The organism is Streptomyces sp. NPDC060064 (assembly GCF_042736455.1).
Taxonomy (GTDB): domain Bacteria; phylum Actinomycetota; class Actinomycetes; order Streptomycetales; family Streptomycetaceae; genus Streptomyces.
Genome location: NZ_JBHWWF010000015.1, coordinates 100141 through 120621, shown reverse-complemented (window position 1 = coordinate 120621; position 20481 = coordinate 100141). Strand labels below are relative to the sequence as shown.

Genomic DNA, 20481 nt, shown 5'->3' with positions numbered 1-20481 from the left:
CTTCGCGAACCGCGGAGGGCCTTCTCGCGTCTGTTGCCTTCCTCTGCCTTCCTCCTGCGGCCGCGTCGGCGGGATACTCCGCGTATGGATGCTGCCGGCGCGGAACCCCTCGTACGCACCGCGGAGTTACGCATCACGCGCATCCGCCGGCCGCCGGGCCTGAGCATCGAGGGCGTGGTTGACGTCCACACCCACCGCCATCTGCGTACCGCGCTCGAAGCGATCGCCTCGACCGACGGCGATGTCCAACTCGAGCTCTCGGGGCTCGAGTTCCTCGATCTCGGCGGACTGCGCATGCTGATTGCCTTCGCCGGAACGCGAGATGGGGGCCACCATGTGGAGCTGGCCGGCCTCGCCCCGCATCTGCGGAATGTGATCGCGCTGGTCGGCTGGGACGACACTCCCGGTCTTCGGCTGGGAGCCCACCGTGTCAAGTGACGCCCGGCCCAACGGTTTTGTGCACCAAGCCTGTCTGTACCACGACGACGAAGAATTCCTGGCGATGGCAGTGCCGTTCGCCGAGGAGGGGCTGGCTGCGGGGGAGCCCGTGCTGGCCGCGACGACGCCCGCCAACATCCAACTCCTGGGGGAGGCCCTCGGGGAGCGGGCCCACGCACTCGACACCGCGGACACCGCCTACTTCGGCCGTCGCCCGGTGGAACGGGTCTCCGCGCTCCTGCGCTACGCGGACCGCGGCCGGATGTCCGGGCGCCCGGTGCGGATGATCGCCGAACCGGTCTGGGCCGGTAAATGCGCGCGGCAGATCGCCGAGTGGAAGCGGATGGAGTCCGGGCTCAATGTGCTGCTCGCGCACACCGACTCCCGGCTGATCTGCCCGTACGACACCCGGACCCTGCCCGGCCATGTCGTGGAGGCCGCCTGGGCCACCCATCCCGGCCATGTGGTGGGCGATCTGGTGCTGCCCTGCGGGACGTACACGGACCCGGAGGCTTATGCGGCGGCCGGCGAGCGGCCGCTCCCGCCGCCGCCCGCGAGCGCCGCGCTGCTCGCGCTGCCCGTGTCACTCGCCGCGGTACGGCGTTTCGCGCGGCTGCGGGCCGAGGCGGCCGGGCTGCCGGGGGAGCGGGTGGCGCTGGCCGAGACGCTGGCGAACGAGGCGCTGACGTGGCTGGTGGCGCGGGGTGCGGCGGCCGGTGCGGAGCTACGGGTCTGGGAGGAGCCGGGCGCGGTGGTGTGGGACGTACTGGCCACGGGGGCGGGTGCGGGGGCGGCCGTGCCGGGCCGCTTCGCGAGCTTCGCGCCGCCGGGGCCGGAGTCGTCCACGGACGACGCGCTGTGGCTGCTGCGGACGCTGTCGGAGTCGCTGGACGTCCGCGTGGAGCCGGGAGGGGGCTTGCGGTTGCGCGCGGTGTGCGCGGGCCCACGGGTGCTCACCCAGGGCTGAGGCCGCGACCTGGGGCTCCGCCCGCGCCTCAATCGCCGGCGAGGCTCATGCTGGGGCTCCGCCCCAAGCCCCGCGCCTCAATCGCCGGCGAGGCTTGTTTCTCCCGCGCCCCAATCGCCGGCCGGGCTTGTTTTCCGGAGGGGCTGGAAAATTCAGCCCCTCCGGCGATTGAGGAGACGCCCGAAGGGCGTGCCGCTTCAGCTCCGGCGGAGCGCCTCGCTCAGGCGGGCCGCCGCGTCGATGACCGCCTGGGCGTGCATGCGGCCCGGGTGGCGCGTCAGCCGCTCGATCGGCCCGGAGACCGAGACGGCGGCGACCACGCGGTTGGACGGGCCGCGTACGGGCGCGGAGACCGACGCGACGCCCGGCTCGCGCTCGCCGATCGACTGGGCCCAGCCCCGGCGCCGTACGCCGGACAACGCCGTCGCCGTGAAACGGGCGCCCTGCAGTCCGCGGTGCAGACGCTCCGGCTCCTCCCAGGCCATCAGGATCTGGGCCGAGGAGCCGGCCTTCATCGTGAGCGTGGAGCCGACCGGCACGGTGTCCCGCAGTCCGGACAGCCGTTCGGCCGCCGCCACACAGATCCGCATGTCTCCCTGCCGGCGGTAGAGCTGCGCGCTCTCGCCGGTCACATCGCGCAGATGCGTGAGTACGGGTCCGGCCGTGGCCAGCAGCCGGTCCTCGCCCGCCGCGGCGGCGAGCTCCGCCAGCCGCGGGCCGAGAATGAACCGGCCCTGCATGTCCCTCGCCACAATCCGGTGGTGTTCCAGTGCCACGGCAAGGCGATGTGCCGTGGGTCGTGCAAGCCCTGTCGCCGCGACCAGCCCGGCGAGGGTGGCCGGACCGGACTCCAGTGCGCTCAGTACCAGAGCTGCCTTGTCGAGAACGCCGACGCCGCTAGAGTTGTCCATGCAACGATATTCACGTCTCACACTGTGAAACGCAAGTTCAATTTTCCCAGGAACTTGCGACGCTGTAGTTGCGGCCCGCGGACCAACGGGCTCTGCACAAGATCTCTAGTTGTGTCGGCGGACCAGTCGGCCGGAGGGAAAGCGATGGGTAGGACACTCGCGGAGAAGGTCTGGGACGACCATGTCGTCCGGCGCGCGGAGGGCGAGCCCGACCTGCTCTTCATCGATCTGCATCTGCTGCACGAGGTGACCAGCCCCCAGGCCTTCGACGGGCTCCGGCAGAACGCCCGCCAGGTCCGGCGCCTCGACCTCACCATCGCGACCGAGGACCACAACACCCCGACGCTGGACATCGACAAGCCCATCGCGGACCCGGTCTCGCGCGCCCAGTTGGAAACGCTCCGTAAGAACTGTGCCGACTTCGGTGTACGTCTGCACCCGCTGGGCGACATCGAGCAGGGCGTTGTCCATGTGGTGGGCCCGCAGCTGGGCCTGACCCAGCCCGGTACCACCGTGGTCTGCGGCGACTCGCACACCTCCACGCACGGCGCTTTCGGCGCGCTGGCGTTCGGCATCGGCACCTCCCAGGTGGAGCATGTGCTGGCCACCCAGACGCTGCCGCTGGCCCGTCCCAAGACCATGGCCATCACGGTCGAGGGCGAACTGCCCGACAGCGTCACCGCCAAGGACCTGATCCTGGCGATCATCGCGAAGATCGGTACCGGCGGCGGCCAGGGCTACATCCTGGAATACCGCGGCTCCGCCATCGAGAAGCTCTCGATGGAGGCCCGGATGACCATCTGCAATATGTCGATCGAGGCGGGCGCCCGGGCCGGAATGATCGCCCCGGACCGCACCACCTTCGACTATCTGCAGGGCCGCGACCACGCCCCCAAGGGCGCGGAGTGGGACGCCGCCGTCGCGTACTGGGAGACCCTGCGTACCGACGACGACGCCGTTTTCGACGCCGAGGTGTTCATCGACGCCGCCGAACTGGCGCCGTTCGTCACCTGGGGCACCAACCCCGGCCAGGGTGCGCCCCTGACGGCGAACGTCCCCGACCCGGCTTCGTACGAGGACGCTTCGGAGCGGCACGCCGCCGAAAAGGCCCTGGAATACATGGGGTTGAGTGCCGGCCAGCCGCTGCGCGACATCAAGGTCGACACCGTCTTCGTAGGCTCCTGCACCAACGGCCGTATCGAGGACCTGCGCAACGTGGCCGCCATCGTCGAGGGCCGCAAAGTCGCCGACGGCGTACGGATGCTGGTGGTCCCCGGCTCCGTACGGGTCGCGCTGCAGGCCGTCGAGGAGGGCCTGGACAAGGTCTTCACCGCCGCGGGCGCCGAATGGCGGCACGCCGGCTGCTCGATGTGTCTGGGCATGAACCCCGACCAACTGGCCCCCGGCGAGCGCTCCGCGTCCACCTCCAACCGCAACTTCGAGGGCAGGCAGGGCAAGGGCGGACGCACCCATCTGGTCTCGCCCCAGGTCGCCGCGGCCACAGCGGTACTGGGCCATCTGGCCTCTCCCGCCGATCTGTCCGACGCCGACGCCCGTACGCCCGCTGGAGCCCGATAACCATGGAAGCTTTCACCGCACACACCGGCCGGGCCGTACCGCTGCGCCGCAGCAACGTCGACACCGACCAGATCATCCCGGCCCACTGGCTGAAGAAGGTCACCCGCGACGGTTTCGAGGACGGCCTGTTCGAGGCCTGGCGCAAGGATTCGTCCTTCATCCTCAACCAGCCCGAGCGCAAGGGCGCCTCGGTGCTGGTGGCCGGCCCCGACTTCGGCACCGGATCCTCCCGTGAGCACGCCGTATGGGCCCTGCAGAACTACGGCTTCAAGACCGTCATCTCCTCCCGGTTCGCCGATATCTTCCGCGGCAACTCGCTCAAGAACGGCCTGCTGACGGTGGTTCTGGAGCAGAAGGTCGTGGACGCGCTCTGGGAGCTGACCGAGGCCGACCCGACTGCCGAAATCACCGTGGACTTGGAGAAGCGACAGGTTCTGGCCACGGGAATCACGGCTGACTTCGAGCTTGACGAGAACGCCCGCTGGCGGCTGCTGAACGGTCTCGACGACATCAGCCTCACCCTTCAGAACGAAGCAGACATCGCCGCTTACGAGGCATCCCGACCGGCCTTCAAACCCCGCACAATTGACGTCTGAGCAGCGGTTTTCCCGTACTGCGCCCCCCACCGCCCGGTGGGGGGCGCAGTCGCTTGTTGAGACCCTGTCGGGCGACAACTCGCCCCAGATGGCACAATCGGTGCATGGAACGCGACAGCCAACTCGAGCTCTACGAGGCAGTCGCCGCCCGATTGAAGGAAGCGCACACAAGGGTGCGTGAACTGCAAGTCCCGGAGGGCGTAAGGATGGCGCTGTCCCGGAAGCTGCTGGTCGTCACGGCCGCGGCGAAGCACGATCTCCCGGATGCGGCAAGGCGTCTGGACCGCTTGATGAAGGACCTCGACGAGGGCCGATTCCCTGAAGGCGACTGACACCCGGAGTTCCGCGACGGTCGACTTCGTTGCGGCACTAGGGTGATTAGCCCGTTTCGTGTTTGATTTGCGGTATATATCTGCCTAACGTGCGAAAAAGCCTGGACGCATTCGTTCCGGCAATGTCTCCGAAGGGGAAGACGTGAACAAGGCGCAGCTCGTAGAAGCGATTGCCGACAAGGTCGGAGGCCGTCAGCAGGCCGCCGAGGCTGTCGACGCGGTACTTGACGCGATCGTCCGCGCAGTTGTCGGCGGAGACCGGGTTTCGGTCACCGGCTTCGGCTCGTTCGAGAAGGTCGACCGTCCGGCCCGTTACGCCCGCAACCCGCAGACGGGTGAGCGCGTACGGGTCAAGAAGACCTCCGTTCCGCGCTTCCGTGCGGGACAGGGCTTCAAGGACCTGGTGAGCGGCTCGAAGAAGCTCCCCAGGGGTGGCGAGGTCTCCGTCAAGAAGGCTCCCAAGGGAAGCCTCTCGGGCGGTGCTTCCACTCGTACAGCGGTCAAGAAGGCCGCCGCCAAGAAGGTCGCGGCGAAGAAGGTCGCGGCCAAGAAGGCGACGGCGAAGAAGACCACGGCGGCGAAGAAGACGACCGCCAAGAAGACCACGGCGAAGAAGACCACGGCCAAGAAGGCCACCGCCAAGAAGGCGACTCCGGCGAAGAAGACCACGGCCAAGAAGGCGGCGGCCAAGAAGACCGCCCCCGCCAAGAAGGCCACAGCCAAGAAGGCGCCTGCCAAGAAGGCGACGGCACGCAAGACGACCGCCAAGAGGGCCGCTGCCAGGAAGAAGTAAGCAGCAAAGGGTCACAGTGCCACTCACGCGCCGGGCCGGACTCCCCCAGGGGAGCCCGGCCCGCGGCGTTTCCGTGACGTTCGCAGTGGTCAGAGGGTCTGCAGCGTCACCAGCGTGATGCGGAGCGACGTGCCCTCGCCCTCGGTCTCGATGCGGACCCGCTGGCCCGGCCGGAGCAGTCGCAGACCGCCCGCGTCGAAGGCCGCGGCATCGAACTCCACCGGCGTGCCGTCGTCGAGCAGCACGCTCCCGCTGCGGGTTTCGGAGTCGTATGTGTACGAGGTCGCCTGCATACGCGCCAGCCTATCCGCCTCCTCGGCCGTCCACGGCGTGGGCTCAGCCGTCCATGACGTGGACGCCGGACTGCCAGCGCTCCGCGGTACGCGGCCCCACGCCGAGCACGAGCGCGGCCTTCAGATCGTCCCCGGTGTCCACGTCCTGCCGTACCGAATCGACCCCGTCGAGCAGGATTTCCGCAGCCCCCGAAGCCCTGTGCCGGAGCCGCGAGCGGCCGCCGAAAGCAGGACGCAATTCCACGCCGGGCGCTGCCGAGAGGAATGTCGTGCCGATTCCGGCCGCATCCGTCAGAAATGCCCGGGGAAATACCGAAGCTGTCGCAAGGACCCGTGCCAATTCCGCGGGACGCAATGCGGGCAGATCGGCGTTGAGTGCGGCGACCGCCGCGGCGGGCCGTACCGCCCGCACCGCTTCCGCCCCGTGCGCCAGCGCCGCGTTGAGTCCCGCCGCAGGAGCGTCCGGCACGATCCGCGCACCCAGTGCGGCCAGCTCGGCCGCCGCCGCGGGATCGTCCGTGACGACCGCCACATCCCGCACCGCCGGGCAGGCCAGCGCCGCGGCCACGGTGTCCTGGGCGAAAGCGAGTGCCAGATGCGGCCGCAGAATGTCGTCCGCCGCCTCCGCGAGCCTGCTCTTGGCCAGTACGAGGGGCTTCAGCGGGACGACCAGGGACCAGAGGGGCGTCGGGTCGGTGTTCGTGGCGGGCTCTCCGTCCGTGCGCATCGGGTGCCCATTGTCGCCTGAGCCCGCGAAGATCCGGAGGGCTGGGCCTGTGGCCGGGGCGTACGGTGTTCTCGACAGACCAGGGGCCTGGGGCGACACTTGACCCCCAGCAGCCAGGCAGCATGCCCGGTGATAGAGGAAGGTGTCCGAGTGTCCCGCCGTACAATCGGCTTCTGGTACCGCCTGGCGGCGGTCATCACTAAACCGCCGCTGTTGCTTCTGTTCAAGCGGGACTGGCAAGGAATGGAACACATTCCGGCTGACGGCGGATTTATCACCGCCATCAATCACAACTCGTATCTCGACATGTTCTCCTACGGTCACTTCCAGTACAACACCGGACGTGTGCCCCGATTCCTGGCCAAGGCCGCGCTCTTCAAAGCGCCCGGTGTGGGGATCCTTCTGCGAGGTACCGGCCAGATTCCCGTCTATCGCGAGTCCTCCAACGCCTTCGGCGCCTTCCGCGCCGCTGTGGAAGCCGTGGAGCGCGGTGAATGCGTCGCCTTCTACCCCGAGGGCACTCTCACGCGCGACCCCGGCCAGTGGCCGATGACCGCGAAGACCGGAGTGGCGCGTGCGGCACTGCTGACCAAGGCGCCGGTGGTGCCTGTCGCCCAGTGGGGCGCCAACTTGGCGATGCCGCCGTACGCCAAGGAGAACAAGGTCCGCTTCTTCCCCCGCAAGACGCTCCAGGTGAAGGCGGGGTCGCCGGTCGACCTCACGCCCTTCTACGACAAGGAGCCGACGCCGGAGGTGCTGAAGGAGGCGACTGAGATCATCATGTCCGCCGTCACCGGCCTGCTGGAGGACCTGCGCGGCGAGCGGGCGCCCGAGAAGCCGTACGATCTGCGCGAAATCCGCGCTCAGGAGCGCCGCAAGGCCGCCGAGGAGGGCACCAAGTGACGCGCGCAGTCGCCAGGGCAGCAGTATTCGGAACCGGCTCGTGGGGCACGGCGTTCGCCATGGTCCTCGCCGACGCGGGCTGCGAGGTGACCCTCTGGGCCCGCCGCCCCGAAGTCGCCGAGGCCGTCAACACCACCCGCACCAACCCCGACTATCTGCCGGGAATTGAGCTTCCGGAGTCGGTACGCGCCACCACCGACCCCGCCGAGGCCGCGGCCGGCGCCGACTTCACGGTCCTCACCATCCCCTCGCAGACCCTGCGCGGCAACCTCGCCGACTGGGTGCCCCTGCTGGCGCCCGACACCGTGCTCGTCTCCCTCATGAAGGGCGTCGAACTCGGCACCGCCAAGCGGATGAGCGAGGTCATCGAGGAGGTCGCCAAGGTCTCCGCGGACCGGGTCGCCGTGGTCACCGGACCCAACCTCGCCAAGGAGATCGCCCAGCGCCGGCCTGCCGCGGCCGTGGTCGCCTGCCGCGACGAAGCCGTCGCACAGCGCCTCCAGTCCGCCTGCCACACCCCGTACTTCCGCCCGTACACCAACACCGACGTCGTCGGCTGTGAACTCGGCGGCGCGGTCAAGAACGTCATCGGTCTCGCCGTCGGCATCGCTGACGGCATGGGCCTCGGCGACAACGCCAAGGGCTCGCTCATCACCCGCGGCCTCGCCGAGACCACCCGCCTCGGCCTCGTGATGGGCGCCGACCCGATGACCTTCTCCGGCCTCGCCGGACTCGGCGACCTGGTCGCGACCTGCTCCTCGCCGCTCTCCCGCAACCACACCTTCGGCACCAACCTCGGGCGCGGCATGACGCTCCAGGAGACCATCGCGGTCACCAAGCAGACCGCTGAAGGCGTCAAGTCCTGTGAGTCGGTGCTCGATCTGGCGCGTCGGCACGGGGTCGACATGCCGATCACCGAGATGGTCGTCGGCATCGTCCACGACGGCAAACCGCCGGTGGTCGCGCTCAAGGAGCTGATGTCACGCAGTGCCAAGCCGGAGCGCAGCTGACGTGGCCCGCTGTGCCCTGTGGGGGGAATCCCCCCACGCCTTCCAAGCGGGTAGTCTCATCGCGATATGAGCAGCGAGAACCTCCCCCAGAGCCCTGAGCAGCAGCTCCGCAAGCCGCGCGTAGCCGTCGTCTTCGGCGGTCGCAGCTCCGAACACGGAATCTCCGTGGTCACCGCCGGTGCCGTGCTGCGGGCCATCGACCGTACGAAGTACGACGTACTGCCGATCGGCATCACGACGGACGGCCGGTGGGCGCTCACCGCCGACGACCCGGACCGGATGGCCATCGCCGACCGCAGGACGCCCAGCGTCGAGCAGCTGGCCGAGTCCGCCGACGGTGGTGTGGTGCTCTCCGTCGATCCGGCCAACCGCGAAGTCGTCTACAGCGAACCCGGCTCCGTGCCCAAGGTGCTCGGCGAGGTCGACGTCGTCTTCCCGATGCTGCACGGTCCGTACGGCGAGGACGGCACCCTCCAGGGCCTGCTGGAGCTCTCCGGCGTCCCGTACGTCGGCTCCGGCGTCCTCGCCTCGGCCGTCGGCCAGGACAAGGAGTACATGAAGCGGGTGTTCATCTCCTTCGGGCTGCCGGTCGGTCCGTTCGAGGTCGTCCGCCCCCGCGAGTGGGAGCAGGACCCGTCCGCCGCCCGCAAGAAGATCATCGACTTCGCCGGTGAGCACGGCTGGCCGCTCTTCGTGAAGCCCGCGCGCGCCGGCTCCTCGATCGGCATCACCAAGGTCGACGACCTCTCCGGCCTTGACGACGCGATCGCCGAGGCGCAGCGCCACGATCCCAAGATCCTGGTGGAGTCGCTGCTGCGCGGCCGCGAGATCGAGTGCGGAGTGCTCGAGTTCGAGGACGGTCCGCGCGCCAGCGTGCCGGCCGAGATCCCGCCGGTCACGGCGCATGAGTTCTACGACTTCGAGGCCAAGTACATCGACTCTGCGGCCGGTCTCGTGCCCGCGCCGCTGACCCCGGAGCAGACCGCCGAGGTGCGGCGGCTCGCGGTCGAGGCCTTCGACGCCGCGTCCTGCGAGGGACTGGTCCGCGCCGACTTCTTCCTGCAGGAGAACGGCGAGTTCGTGATCAACGAGATCAACACCATGCCGGGCTTCACGCCCATCTCGATGTACCCGCGGATGTGGCAGGAGAGCGGCATCAGCTACTCGGAGCTGGTGGACAGGCTGATCCAGGCGGCGCTGCGCCGCCCGACCGGCCTGCGCTAGGGCACATGTGAGAAGCAGCGCCGCTTAGGAGCAGCGCCGCCCGACCGGCGTGCGCCAGAGGTCAAAGGCTGGCCGGGACCGTCTTCTTGACGGGCCCGGCCAGATCTGTGAGCGGCCCGATGTCATGGGCGTACTGCTTCCCCAGCGTGACCTCGACATAGGTCTTGCGGTACGTGGTGGTGAACCGGGGGCCGGCTTCTCGCTGCTCCAGCAGCCAGTTGACCCCGTTCACCTCCACGCCCTTCGACTGGGGGTCGCTCATCTTCTCCGGCCGGGGGACGCCGCAGCGCAGTACGATCGCGGCATCGCCCCAGCCGGCGGTCAGTTCGGAAGCCGGTTCGGGGTCTTTGCGGTCCTGTCCGGCGACGGAATCGGGCAGCTCCCTGTGCAGCGCACGGCACAAGGAGACCTCCTCCGGCGGGGGGCTGGGAACCGTGATCGACGCCGCTGCGTCCGTGGAGGAGCAGCCCGCGGCAGCCAAGAGCACAACGGCGGCTGCGGACAGGCAGAAGGGCCGGCGGCGGTATGAAGTCACCGGCCAAGCGTAGACGGGGGCTACAGGTGCACGACCGGGCAGGTCAGGGTGCGGGTGATGCCGTCCACTTGCTGGATCTTGGCGACCACCATGCGACCGAGATCATCGACCGTCTCGGCCTGGGCGCGCACAATCACGTCATAGGGACCGGTTACGTCCTCGGCCTGTATCACTCCCGGAATCTTGCCGATGGTCTCGGCGACGGTCGACGCCTTGCCCACCTCGGTCTGAATAAGGATGTACGCCTGTACCACGGAACCTCCAGGGCGGCCACGAGGATCATGTGGGGAGAGAAGAAACGCCACGGTATCGCGTCGCCGCGGGCTGCGGGGAGACCTGCGCGCCGGACGATGTCCGCAGCGTGGCGTACGAAATGCAGAAGTTGGCGTATGTCTTGACGGTACGTACCGCGAAGACGGCTCGCGACCGCAAGCAAGCAGCACTGCCGGACGTTCCGGCAGGACGACGGAGAGGTGAGACTCGGTGAAGGGCACTGTGGGCGAGTTGGGGGAGTTCGGGCTCATCAGGGAGCTCACCTCACGGCTCACCTCCACCCCCGCGGTACGGCTGGGGCCCGGCGACGACGCCGCGGTCGTGGCCGCACCCGACCGCAGGGTTGTGGCAAGTACGGACATCCTGCTCGAGGGACGGCACTTCCGCCGCGACTGGTCGACTGCGTACGACGTGGGCCGCAAGGCCGCCGCCCAGAACCTGGCCGACATCGCCGCGATGGGCGCGGTCCCGACCGCGCTGCTGCTCGGCCTGGTCGTCCCGGCCGAACTCCCGGTCACCTGGGCCACCGAGCTGATGGACGGCATCCGGGACGAGTGCCAGGTCGCGGGCGCGGCGGTGGTCGGCGGCGATGTCGTACGAGGCGACCTCATCACCCTCGCGATCACCGCGCTCGGCGATCTGCGCAACCACGAGCCGGTCACCCGGGCCGGCGCCCAGCCCGGCGATGTCGTCGCGTACACCGGCTGGTTGGGGTGGTCGGCGGCCGGGCACGCGGTGCTCTCGCGCGGCTTCCGCTCGCCGCGCGCCTTCGTCGAGGCGCACCGGCGGCCCGAGCCGCCGTACCACGCGGGCCCGGCGGCGGCCGGCCTCGGCGCCACCGCCATGACCGATGTCAGCGACGGACTCGTCGCCGACCTCGGGCACATCGCGGACGCCAGCAAGGTCCGTATCGACCTGCGGTCCGGCCTCATCGACATCCCCAGCCAGATGAACGACATCGGCCAGGCGGTCGGCGTCGATCCGCTGCAGTGGGTGCTGACCGGGGGAGAGGACCATGCGATCGTCGCGACCTTCCCTCCGGACGCGAAACTGCCGGCCCGCTGGAAGGTGATCGGCGAGGTGCTCAATCCCTCGGCGTTGCCACAGGTGACCGTCGACGGTGCGCCGTGGACGAGCAAGAGCGGCTGGGACCACTTCGGGGACATCGAGGACGGCAAGTAGATTCGGGGGCATGGACATACCCCCTCGCGTGCTCACCGTCGCCGGGTCCGACTCCGGCGGCGGCGCCGGCATTCAGGCCGACCTGAAGACCATGCTGGCGCTCGGAGTGCACGGCATGAGCGTGCTCACCGCCGTCACCGCGCAGAACTCCCTGGGGGTGCAGGGCGCGTGGGAACTGCCCGTCGACGCGGTACGGGCCCAGTACCGCAGCGTCGTCGACGACATCGGCGTCCAGGCGGTGAAGACCGGCATGCTGGCGTCGGCGCTGCTCGTCGAGACGGTCGCCGAGCTGCTGGCCGGCACGGACGCGCCGGTGGTGGTCGACCCGGTGGGCGTCTCCAAGCACGGGGACCCGTTGCTGGCCGCCTCCGCACTCGACTCCGTACGCGCCAAGCTCCTGCCGCTGGCGACCGTGGCCACGCCCAACCTCGACGAGGTGACCCAGCTGACCGGCGTCGTGGTGAGCGACGAGGACGGGATGCGCCGGGCCGCGGACGCCGTGCTCGGCTTCGGACCGCGCTGGGCACTGATCAAGGGCGGGCATCTCGCGGGCGACGCGGTGGATCTGCTGACGGACGGCGCGGAGGAGCACTGGCTGCGCGCGCCCCGGCACGACAACCGGCATACGCACGGGACGGGCTGCACGCTGGCGTCCGCCGTCGCCGCGGGGCTGGCGAAGGGAATGGAGGTCCCACGGGCCGTACGGGCCGCGAAGGAGTACGTCACGGGCGCGATCGCGGCCGGATTCGCGCTGGGAGGCGGGATCGGTCCTGTGGATCACGCATGGCGCCTGCGCTGACGGGCGCGAGGGGTGTGCCGGATGCGGGGGGTGCGGGGCGGGGAGTGCGCGGGAACGGCGAAAAGCCGGCCCACCGAGGTGGACCGGCTTTCAAGGCAACCGCAGGGGCTGCGCTACGACGAAACGTCGCGGTTAGCGCGAGACCTTGCCGGCCTTGATGCACGAGGTGCAGACGTTGAGCCGCTTCGGCGTCCGACCGACCACGGCACGCACGCGCTGGATGTTCGGGTTCCAGCGACGGGACGTACGGCGGTGCGAGTGCGAAATGTTGTTGCCGAAGCCCGGCCCCTTGCCGCAGACGTCGCAGTTGGCAGCCACGGGTCACTCCAAAGACTTCAGATGCACTTACAGTGAATTCCGGCGCACCGGATCAGTGATCTGATTTGGTGACTTTGCCGGGGGAATGGCCCGACTTTCATCGGGCAACCGGAGCAGCATACAACGACTGCGTCCGAGATACGAAACTACCATGGCTTCTCCCGCACCCGCCCCGGCCCTCGGCCCCGACCGGGGTCTACCCTGCGGTGCAAACCCCGCAGCCCACGGCCCTGTCCGGCCGCTCAAGGAGGATCACCAGGTGCCAGAGAAGGAGGGGCGGCCCGCGGGGTCTCCCTTGAGGGCGGCGGTGGGAGACGGGCGGGCCCTCGACGCCGCAACGGTGCGTGCCTGGTGCTCACTGGCGTTGGAAGCCCTGGGCCGGGAGCGCGAGGCGATCGACGCGATCAATGTCTATCCGGTCGCGGACGGGGACACCGGCACGAATCTGTACTTGACCGTGGAGTCCGCGGCCCAGGCCGTTGAGGCGGTCTTCGCCGCTCATGAGACCGGTTCCTCCCTGCCCTCGTCGGCCGATGTGCTGCGGGCGATGGCGCACGGGGCGCTGATAGGGGCACGCGGGAACTCGGGGACGATCCTGGCGCAGCTGCTGCGGGGCATGGCGGAGCGGATCGGTGACGGTGATCATCCGGCCGCTGCGCTGCGGCGGGCGGCCGGGCTGGCGCGTGAGGCGGTCGCGCATCCCGTCGAGGGCACGATCCTGAGCGTGGCCGGGGCGGCGGCGGACGCGGCGGAGGCCTCCCCGGACGATGCCGTGCGCGCGGCGTACGCGGGGGCGCGGGCCGCGCTGGACGCGACGCCGGATCAGCTCGAGGTACTGGGGCGGGCGGGAGTCGTCGACGCGGGCGGACGCGGGCTGCTCGCCGTGCTCGGGGCGCTGGTCGAGGCGGTGTCGGGCGAGGCCCCGGTGCTCCCGGCGCTGGCCCACGTGCGGCCGGAGCCGGCGCCCCGGACCGTGGAGTCGTGCGCCGACGGGGGCCCGGCCTTCGAGGTCATCTACCTCCTGGAGGCGGACGACGCGGCCGTGGCCCGGCTACGGACCCGGCTCGACAAGCTCGGCGACTCGCTCGTCGTCGTCGGCGGCGACGGCCTGTGGAACGTCCATGTGCACGTCGACGACGCGGGCGCGGCGGTGGAGGCGGGCGTCGAGGCGGGGCGGCCGTACCGGATCCGTATCACCCACTTCGACACCGCGGCGGCGGTGATGCGCGAACAGGTACAGCGGGCGGTCGTCGTGGTCGTCCCGGGTGAGGGACTGGCGGGCCTGTGCTCCGAGGCCGGAGCGACCACGGTCCTCGCCCGTCCCGGCGAACCCCCGGCCAGTGGCGAACTGGTCGAGGCGATCCGGCACGCCCACGCGCGCGAGGTGGTCCTGCTGCCGAACTCCGCCGAGCTGCGGCACACGGCCGCGGCCGCCGCGGAACAGGCCCGTACGGAAGGTGTGCGGGTCGCTCTCATCCCGACCCGCGCCGCGGTCCAGGGCATCGCGGCGCTCGCCGTCCACGAGCCGGACCGGCGCTTCGACGAGGACGTGGTCGCGATGACCGCGGCGGCGGGCGCGACCCGCTACGCCGAACTGGCTGTCGCGGAACGGCAGTCGTGGACGACGGCCGGCATCTGTCAGGCCGGCGACGTACTGGGCCTGATCGACGGCGACGTGGCGGTGATCGGCGCCGACGTGCCGGCCACGGCGGAAACGGTCCTGGACCGGATGCTCGCGGCGGGCGGCGAGCTGGTGACGCTGGTACTGGCCGAGGAAGTACCGGACGCGGTGGCCGAACGCCTGGAGAGGTACGTCCGGGACGGCCACCTGGCCGTGGACACGGTGGTCTACCGGGGCGGCCGCCAGTCGTCGCCGCTGCTGATCGGGGTCGAGTAGCGAGGCCGGCATGAGGCTCGCGGCACCGTTGTGACCAGGGGATATCAACAGGTACGCGACGACTGTCAGTGGTGTGGTGTGCAATGGATCGCGTGTCCGCGCTCGACGAACCCCTGACGAAGACGCTCGGTGCCGCCACCGCGAAGGTGATGGCCGAGCACCTCGACCTGCACACCGTCGGTGATCTGCTCCACCACTACCCGCGGCGGTACGCCGAGCGGGGCGAGCTCACACCCCTCTCCGAGCTGCCCCTGGACGAGCACGTCACGGTCGTCGCCCAGGTCGCGGACGCCCGCGTGCTCACGTTCAACCAGGGCCGCGGCCGACGGCTTGAAGTCACCATCACCGACGGCAGCGGACGGCTGCAACTGGTCTTCTTCGGCAAGGGGGTCCACAAGCCGCACAAGGACCTGCTGCCGGGCAGCCGCGCGATGTTCGCCGGCAAGGTGTCGATGTTCAACCGCAAGCTGCAGCTCGCCCATCCCGCGTACGAGCCGCTGGGCGCCGCCAGTGCCGAGGACGCCGTGGACGCCTTCGCCAACCAGCTGATCCCGATCTATCCGGCCTGCAAGCAGCTGGAGTCCTGGAAGATCGCCAAGGCGGTGGACGCGGTCCTGCCGCGCGCCACGGAGGCCGCCGACCCGCTGCCGCCCTCGCTGCGTGAAGGCCGTGGATTCGCCACGCTCCCCGATGCCCTGCGCAAGATCCACCGGCCGCGTACAAAGGCGGACATCGCCGAGGCCAGGGACCGCCTCAAGTGGGACGAGGCGTTCGTGCTCCAGGTCGCGCTCGCCCGGCGGCGGTTCGCCGACAGCCAACTGCCCGCCGTGGCACGGAAACCCAGTCCGGGCGGCCTGCTCGACGCCTTCGACGCCAAGCTTCCGTTCACTCTCACCGAAGGCCAGCAGAAGGTCACCGAGGAGATCTTCGACGACCTGGCGACCGAGCACCCCATGCACCGCCTGCTCCAGGGCGAAGTCGGCTCGGGCAAGGCACAACCACTGGACGCGCAGGTGCTGACACCGGTGGGGTATCGCGCGATGGGACAGATTCGGGTAGGCGATGAGCTTGTGACGCCGTCCGGGGAGATCGCGCCGGTCGACGGCGTCTTCCCCCAAGGCGAGCGGGATGTCTGGCGCCTCGTCCTGTCCGATGACACCACGGTCGAGTGCGACGACGAACACCTCTGGATTGTGGCCACCAGCTGTGCGTGGGACAGAGGGGAGGATCCAAAGGTCCTTACCACGCGAGAGATTCGTCAAGATCTCTGCAAGCGCAACGGCTCATCCAAGTGGTACTTGCCGGAAGCCGCACCAGTAGATCTTCGTGGGGTGGGTGAGGCGCTGTTGGACCCCTACCTCATGGGTGTGCTGCTCGGCGACGGCTCCTTTCGCCACAATCTCGTCCTCTCGACGGTGGATCAGCAGATCCTCGATGCGGTCCGAATTACCTTGCCCGAAGAATGCGTGGTCGTGGCCGAGCAGGGTTCTCGATGCGACTACCTCATCCGGCTGCCCGGGCCGATTGGAGGTACGAGGCGGAATCCAGTGATCAGCGCTCTGCGCGATCTCGGCCTTTGGGGGATGACATCCCATGCGAAATTCGTCCCGGAGAGGTACAAGACAGCCTCGATCAAGGACAGGCTCGCTGTCCTGCAGGGGCTGATGGACACGGACGGCACCGTTGACAAGAACGGGTACAGCGTTTCCTTCTGCTCCGCGTCCCGAGTACTTGCCGACGACGTGGCCTGGCTGGTGCGCTCACTGGGCGGGAGGGCACGAGTGCTGCCGAAGAAGGCCGCGTTCAACGTCTCTGTGGAATTGCCGCCGGAATACGGGCCATTCCGGCTCGATCGCAAGGTTGAACGTCTGGTCGAGCGTCGCAAGTACAACACTTTCCGCAGAGGGATCCGACGCGTTGAATACGTGGGCCGGAAACCGGTTCAGTGCATCAGTGTCAACCATCCTGACCATGCGTATGTCACAGACAACTTCACTGTCACGCACAACACCATGGTCGCGCTGCGGGCGATGCTCACCGTCGTCGACGCGGGCGGCCAGGCCGCGATGCTCGCGCCCACCGAAGTCCTCGCCCAGCAGCACCACCGCTCGATCACCGAGATGATGGGCGAGCTCGCGGAGGGCGGAATGCTCGGCGGCTCCGAGCACGCCACCAAGGTGGTGCTGCTGACCGGTTCCATGGGCGCGGCCGCGCGCCGGCAGGCGCTGCTCGACCTGGTGACGGGCGAGGCCGGGATCGTCATCGGTACGCATGCGCTGATCGAGGACAAGGTGCAGTTCCACGATCTGGGGCTGGTCGTCGTCGACGAGCAGCACCGCTTCGGCGTGGAGCAGCGCGACGCCCTGCGCTCGAAGGGCAAACAGCCGCCGCATCTGCTGGTCATGACCGCCACACCCATTCCCCGTACGGTCGCGATGACCGTCTTCGGCGATCTGGAGACCTCGGTCCTGGACCAGCTGCCGGCCGGCCGCTCGCCGATCGCCAGCCATGTGGTCCCGGCCCAGGACAAACCGCACTTCCTGGCGCGCGCGTGGGAGCGCGTGCGTGAGGAGGTCGAGAACGGACACCAGGCGTACGTCGTCTGTCCCCGTATCGGCGACGGCGAGGACGAGCCGAAGAAGAAGTCCGCCGAGGACGACGCGGAGAAGCGCCCGCCGCTGGCCGTGATCGAGATCGCCGAGCAGCTCGCCAAGGGTCCCCTGAGCGGCCTGCGCGTCGAAGTGCTGCACGGCCGGATGCAGCCCGACGACAAGGACGACGTCATGCGCCGCTTCGCCGCGGGTGAGGTGGACGTCCTGGTCGCCACCACGGTCATCGAGGTCGGTGTCAACGTCCCCAACGCCACCGCCATGGTGATCATGGACGCGGACCGGTTCGGTGTCTCCCAGCTGCACCAGCTGCGCGGCCGGGTGGGCCGTGGCACGGCACCCGGACTCTGTCTGCTGGTCAGCGAGATGCCCGAGGCGAGCCCCGCCCGGTCCCGGCTGGGTGCGGTTGCCGCCACGCTCGACGGCTTCGAGCTCTCCCGTATCGACCTCGAACAGCGCCGCGAGGGCGATGTGCTCGGCCAGGCCCAGTCCGGCGTGCGCTCCTCACTGCGGATGCTCACGGTCATCGAGGACGAGGAGGTCATCGTGGCTGCCCGCGAGGAGGCCGTCGCGATCGTCAGCGAGGACCCGGAGCTGGAGCGGCTGCCCGAGCTGCGTACGGCGCTGGACGCGTTGCTCGACACGGAGCGCGAGCAGTACCTCGACAAGGGCTGAGAGACTGACGGCAAGAGATTCGCTCACCGAGCTCACGAGAAGGACTGAGATGACCCGCGTGATCGCCGGCGCGGCCGGCGGACGCCGCCTCGCCGTCCCGCCCGGCAACGGCACCCGCCCCACCTCCGACCGCGCTCGTGAGGGGCTCTTCTCCAGCTGGGAGTCGCTTCTGGGCACGCTCAGCGGTATCCGTGTCGCCGATCTGTACGCCGGCTCGGGCGCCGTCGGCCTGGAGGCGCTCTCCCGCGGCGCGGCCCACGCACTGCTTGTCGAGGCCGATTCCCGCGCGGTCCGCACCGTCCGTGAGAACGTCCGCGCGCTCGGACTGCCCGGCGCCGAGGTCCGTACCGGCAAAGCGGAACAAATCGTGACGGGTCCCGCTCCCGAAGTCCCCTATGACGTGGTTTTTCTCGACCCTCCGTACTCCGTCACCGACGACGATCTTCGCGAGATTCTGCTCACACTCCGCACTCAGGGCTGGCTCGCGGACGATGCGCTCGCCACCGTGGAGCGCAGCACCAGAGGTGGCGAGTTCGTGTGGCCACCGGGTTTCGAGCCACTGCGGGCCCGTCGTTACGGCGAGGGCACGCTTTGGTACGGTCACGCCGCCTCTACGTGCGAAGACGCACGATGACCGGACCGGAGAGCGAGGGACTTCAGTTGCGCCGCGCAGTCTGTCCGGGGTCATTCGACCCCATCACCAATGGACACCTCGACATCATTGCCCGCGCCTCCAAGCTGTACGACGTCGTATACGTCGCGGTGATGATCAATCAGTCCAAGCAGGGGCTGTTCACGGTCGAGGAGCGGATCGACATGATCCGCCAGGTGACCAGCGAGTACGGAAACGTCGAGGTGGAGTCCCACCACGGCCTCCTCGTCGACTTCTGCAAGCAGCGCGACATCCCGGCCATCGTCAAGGGGCTGCGCGCCGTCAGCGACTTCGACTACGAGCTGCAGATGGCCCAGATGAACAACGGCCTCTCGGGTGTCGAGACGCTGTTCGTCCCGACCAACCCCACCTACAGCTTCCTCTCCTCCAGCCTGGTGAAGGAGGTCGCCGCCTGGGGCGGCGACGTCTCCCACCTGCTGCCTCCCGTGGTGAGCCAGGCGCTCACCAAGCGCCTCGCCGAGAAGTCACGAACTCAGTGACTACTCAGTGACTACTCGGCGACGACTCACCGACGACGCGGTGACGCACTGAGTGACGAACGGGGTGGCGTGCTGACAGTCCGTCACCCGGTGTCGGACGGGCACCGACTGCCCGTACAGTCGTCCACGTCCGTCTCCCATCAGCTGTAGAGAGTGGCGAACACACGGTGGACGTCCAGAAGAAGCTCGACGAGATCGTCGAGGCGGTCGGCAACGCCCGGTCCATGCCCATGTCGGCCTCCTGCGTGGTCAACCGCGCCGACCTGCTCGCCATGCTCGAAGAGGTCCGCCAGGCCCTGCCGGGCTCGCTGGCCCAGGCCCAGGAGCTGATCGGCGGCCGTGAGCAGCTGGTCGAGCAGGCCCGCCAGGAGGCCGAGCGGATCATCGAGACCGCCCACGCCGAGCGCGGCTCGCTGATCTCGGACACCCAGGTCGCCCGCCAGTCCCAGGACGAGGCCGACCGGATCCTCGCCGAGGCCCGCCGTGACGCCGAGGAGATCCGCGCCGAGGCCGACGACTACGTCGACTCCAAGCTCGCCAACTTCGAGGTCGTCCTCACCAAGACCATCGGCTCCGTCGACCGCGGCCGGGAGAAGCTGCTCGGCCGCGGCCCCGCGCTCGACCAGCAGGGATACATCGACCCTGCCGAGGACGACGCCCCCGAGTACAGCGCGGACCCGCAGACCCTGATCCAGCGCGCGGACGAGTACGTCGACGCCAAGCTCGGCGCCTTCGAGGCCGTGCTCTCCAAGACCCTCGACGCGGTGGGCCGAGGCCGGCAGAAGCTGCACGGCCGGACCACCAGTGACGCGCTCGGCGAGCACATGGCCGCCCAGGACGCGGCGGGCACGCAGCAGCACGCCAGCGACGCCGACTATCTGGCCGGTCTCGCGGAGCTGGCCGAGCCGCAGCAGCAGCCGCAGGTCCCGCAGCAGCCGCAGGTCCAGCCCCAGCACCAGTACCAGCCGCAGACTGAGCCGCAGCCCCAGATCCCGGCTCAGCAGGATCCGTACGCCGCCTACCAGCCGCAGCAGCCGCAGGAGGTGTACGCCGCATATCAGCAGGATCCGTACGCCGCCTACCAGCAGCAGAGCTACGACCAGCAGCAGTACGCGCAGCAGGATCCGTACGCCTACCAGCAGCAGGTCCAGCCCCAGCATCAGCCTCAGCAGGCGCAGCAGCAGGGCGCCGCTCTCGACGAGACCAGCCTCTTCGACACGAGCATGATCGACCTCGAGCAGCTGCGCCGGTACGAGCAGGGCCGCTGAG

The 20481-nt window shown here is 69.4% G+C and carries 22 protein-coding genes; 16 read left to right on the top strand and 6 right to left on the bottom strand.

Annotation, left to right across the window (positions count from 1 at the left end; translation table 11 throughout):
• The first annotated feature begins 84 nt into the window (after positions 1–84).
• Positions 85–438, top strand: a complete 354-nt coding sequence (locus ACFWDI_RS19575; RefSeq protein WP_385305503.1) for an STAS domain-containing protein — start codon at positions 85–87, stop codon at positions 436–438.
• Positions 428–1405 (top strand): anti-sigma factor RsbA family regulatory protein, encoded by a 978-nt coding sequence (locus tag ACFWDI_RS19570; RefSeq protein WP_385305501.1) that lies wholly within the window; start codon positions 428–430, stop codon positions 1403–1405. The genes ACFWDI_RS19575 and ACFWDI_RS19570 overlap by 11 nt, the downstream gene beginning before the upstream one ends.
• Positions 1406–1602: 197 nt before the next feature.
• On the opposite strand, the gene ndgR is transcribed toward ACFWDI_RS19570, so the two are convergent.
• Positions 1603–2316 (bottom strand): IclR family transcriptional regulator NdgR, encoded by a 714-nt coding sequence (ndgR, locus tag ACFWDI_RS19565; protein ID WP_385305499.1) that lies wholly within the window; start codon positions 2314–2316, stop codon positions 1603–1605.
• Between the two features lie 144 nt (positions 2317–2460).
• Between ndgR and leuC the strand changes: the two genes are divergently transcribed.
• From leuC to ACFWDI_RS19545, 4 genes are all read left to right on the top strand, one after another.
• On the top strand, positions 2461–3894 hold the full coding sequence (leuC, locus tag ACFWDI_RS19560) for a 3-isopropylmalate dehydratase large subunit (RefSeq protein ID WP_385305497.1): 1434 nt from the start codon (positions 2461–2463) through the stop codon (positions 3892–3894).
• Between the two features lie 2 nt (positions 3895–3896).
• Positions 3897–4490: a 3-isopropylmalate dehydratase small subunit gene (gene leuD / locus ACFWDI_RS19555; protein WP_385305495.1), complete on the top strand. Its 594-nt coding sequence runs from the start codon at positions 3897–3899 to the stop codon at positions 4488–4490.
• 104 nt (positions 4491–4594) lie between these two features.
• The gene (locus tag ACFWDI_RS19550) at positions 4595–4822 is read left to right on the top strand and encodes a hypothetical protein (RefSeq protein ID WP_215177549.1); all 228 of its coding nucleotides are present in this window, start codon (positions 4595–4597) and stop codon (positions 4820–4822) included.
• 142 nt (positions 4823–4964) lie between these two features.
• On the top strand, positions 4965–5615 hold the full coding sequence (locus ACFWDI_RS19545) for an HU family DNA-binding protein (protein WP_385305492.1): 651 nt from the start codon (positions 4965–4967) through the stop codon (positions 5613–5615).
• A gap of 89 nt (positions 5616–5704) precedes the next feature.
• Here ACFWDI_RS19545 and ACFWDI_RS19540 read toward each other — a convergent pair whose 3' ends face one another.
• Both ACFWDI_RS19540 and cofC read right to left on the bottom strand, forming a co-directional pair.
• The gene (locus tag ACFWDI_RS19540) at positions 5705–5908 is read right to left on the bottom strand and encodes a hypothetical protein (RefSeq protein ID WP_327326309.1); all 204 of its coding nucleotides are present in this window, start codon (positions 5906–5908) and stop codon (positions 5705–5707) included.
• Positions 5909–5951: 43 nt separating this feature from the next.
• Positions 5952–6635: a 2-phospho-L-lactate guanylyltransferase gene (cofC, locus tag ACFWDI_RS19535; RefSeq protein WP_385305490.1), complete on the bottom strand. Its 684-nt coding sequence runs from the start codon at positions 6633–6635 to the stop codon at positions 5952–5954.
• A 150-nt stretch (positions 6636–6785) separates the two neighbouring features.
• Here cofC and ACFWDI_RS19530 point away from each other — a divergent pair, with 150 nt between their 5' ends.
• From ACFWDI_RS19530 to ACFWDI_RS19520, 3 genes are all read left to right on the top strand, one after another.
• Positions 6786–7538 (top strand): lysophospholipid acyltransferase family protein, encoded by a 753-nt coding sequence (locus ACFWDI_RS19530; RefSeq protein ID WP_385305488.1) that lies wholly within the window; start codon positions 6786–6788, stop codon positions 7536–7538.
• Positions 7535–8548: an NAD(P)H-dependent glycerol-3-phosphate dehydrogenase gene (locus ACFWDI_RS19525; protein WP_385305486.1), complete on the top strand. Its 1014-nt coding sequence runs from the start codon at positions 7535–7537 to the stop codon at positions 8546–8548. Before ACFWDI_RS19530 ends, ACFWDI_RS19525 begins: the two co-directional genes overlap by 4 nt.
• 66 nt (positions 8549–8614) lie before the next feature.
• Entirely contained in the window at positions 8615–9772 is a 1158-nt protein-coding gene (locus ACFWDI_RS19520) for a D-alanine--D-alanine ligase family protein (protein WP_385305484.1), read from the top strand.
• Between the two features lie 61 nt (positions 9773–9833).
• On the opposite strand, the gene ACFWDI_RS19515 is transcribed toward ACFWDI_RS19520, so the two are convergent.
• Both ACFWDI_RS19515 and ACFWDI_RS19510 read right to left on the bottom strand, forming a co-directional pair.
• On the bottom strand, positions 9834–10307 hold the full coding sequence (locus tag ACFWDI_RS19515) for a DUF3515 domain-containing protein (RefSeq protein ID WP_385305482.1): 474 nt from the start codon (positions 10305–10307) through the stop codon (positions 9834–9836).
• Positions 10308–10327: 20 nt separating this feature from the next.
• Positions 10328–10561, bottom strand: coding sequence for an Lrp/AsnC ligand binding domain-containing protein (locus ACFWDI_RS19510; protein WP_327326315.1), 234 nt, complete (start codon positions 10559–10561; stop codon positions 10328–10330).
• A gap of 229 nt (positions 10562–10790) precedes the next feature.
• Between ACFWDI_RS19510 and ACFWDI_RS19505 the strand changes: the two genes are divergently transcribed.
• Positions 10791–11762 carry a thiamine-phosphate kinase gene (locus tag ACFWDI_RS19505; RefSeq protein WP_327326316.1) on the top strand — a complete coding sequence of 324 codons (972 nt, stop codon included), beginning with the start codon at positions 10791–10793 and terminating at the stop codon, positions 11760–11762.
• 10 nt (positions 11763–11772) lie between these two features.
• Complete coding sequence (thiD, locus tag ACFWDI_RS19500) at positions 11773–12561, top strand: bifunctional hydroxymethylpyrimidine kinase/phosphomethylpyrimidine kinase (RefSeq protein ID WP_385305480.1); 789 nt, start codon at positions 11773–11775, stop codon at positions 12559–12561.
• Positions 12562–12693: 132 nt separating this feature from the next.
• Here the strand turns inward: thiD and rpmB are convergent, their stop codons facing one another.
• A complete protein-coding gene (rpmB, locus tag ACFWDI_RS19495; RefSeq protein WP_003957616.1) occupies positions 12694–12879 on the bottom strand; it encodes a 50S ribosomal protein L28 in 186 nt (61 codons plus the stop codon).
• 307 nt (positions 12880–13186) lie between these two features.
• On the opposite strand from rpmB, the gene ACFWDI_RS19490 reads away from it, so the two are divergent.
• The 5 genes from ACFWDI_RS19490 (at position 13187) to ACFWDI_RS19470 (ending at position 20480) form a co-directional block, all read left to right on the top strand.
• Positions 13187–14776 carry a DAK2 domain-containing protein gene (locus tag ACFWDI_RS19490; RefSeq protein WP_385305592.1) on the top strand — a complete coding sequence of 530 codons (1590 nt, stop codon included), beginning with the start codon at positions 13187–13189 and terminating at the stop codon, positions 14774–14776.
• 83 nt (positions 14777–14859) lie between these two features.
• Positions 14860–18060, top strand: coding sequence for a helicase-related protein (locus tag ACFWDI_RS19485; RefSeq protein WP_385305477.1), 3201 nt, complete (start codon positions 14860–14862; stop codon positions 18058–18060).
• A gap of 49 nt (positions 18061–18109) precedes the next feature.
• Positions 18110–18694, top strand: a complete 585-nt coding sequence (gene rsmD, locus ACFWDI_RS19480) for a 16S rRNA (guanine(966)-N(2))-methyltransferase RsmD (protein ID WP_327326319.1) — start codon at positions 18110–18112, stop codon at positions 18692–18694.
• Positions 18691–19212, top strand: a complete 522-nt coding sequence (gene coaD / locus ACFWDI_RS19475; RefSeq protein WP_327326320.1) for a pantetheine-phosphate adenylyltransferase — start codon at positions 18691–18693, stop codon at positions 19210–19212. The genes rsmD and coaD overlap by 4 nt, the downstream gene beginning before the upstream one ends.
• A gap of 167 nt (positions 19213–19379) precedes the next feature.
• Complete coding sequence (locus tag ACFWDI_RS19470) at positions 19380–20480, top strand: ATP synthase F0 subunit B (protein ID WP_385305474.1); 1101 nt, start codon at positions 19380–19382, stop codon at positions 20478–20480.
• Position 20481 lies beyond the last annotated feature (1 nt).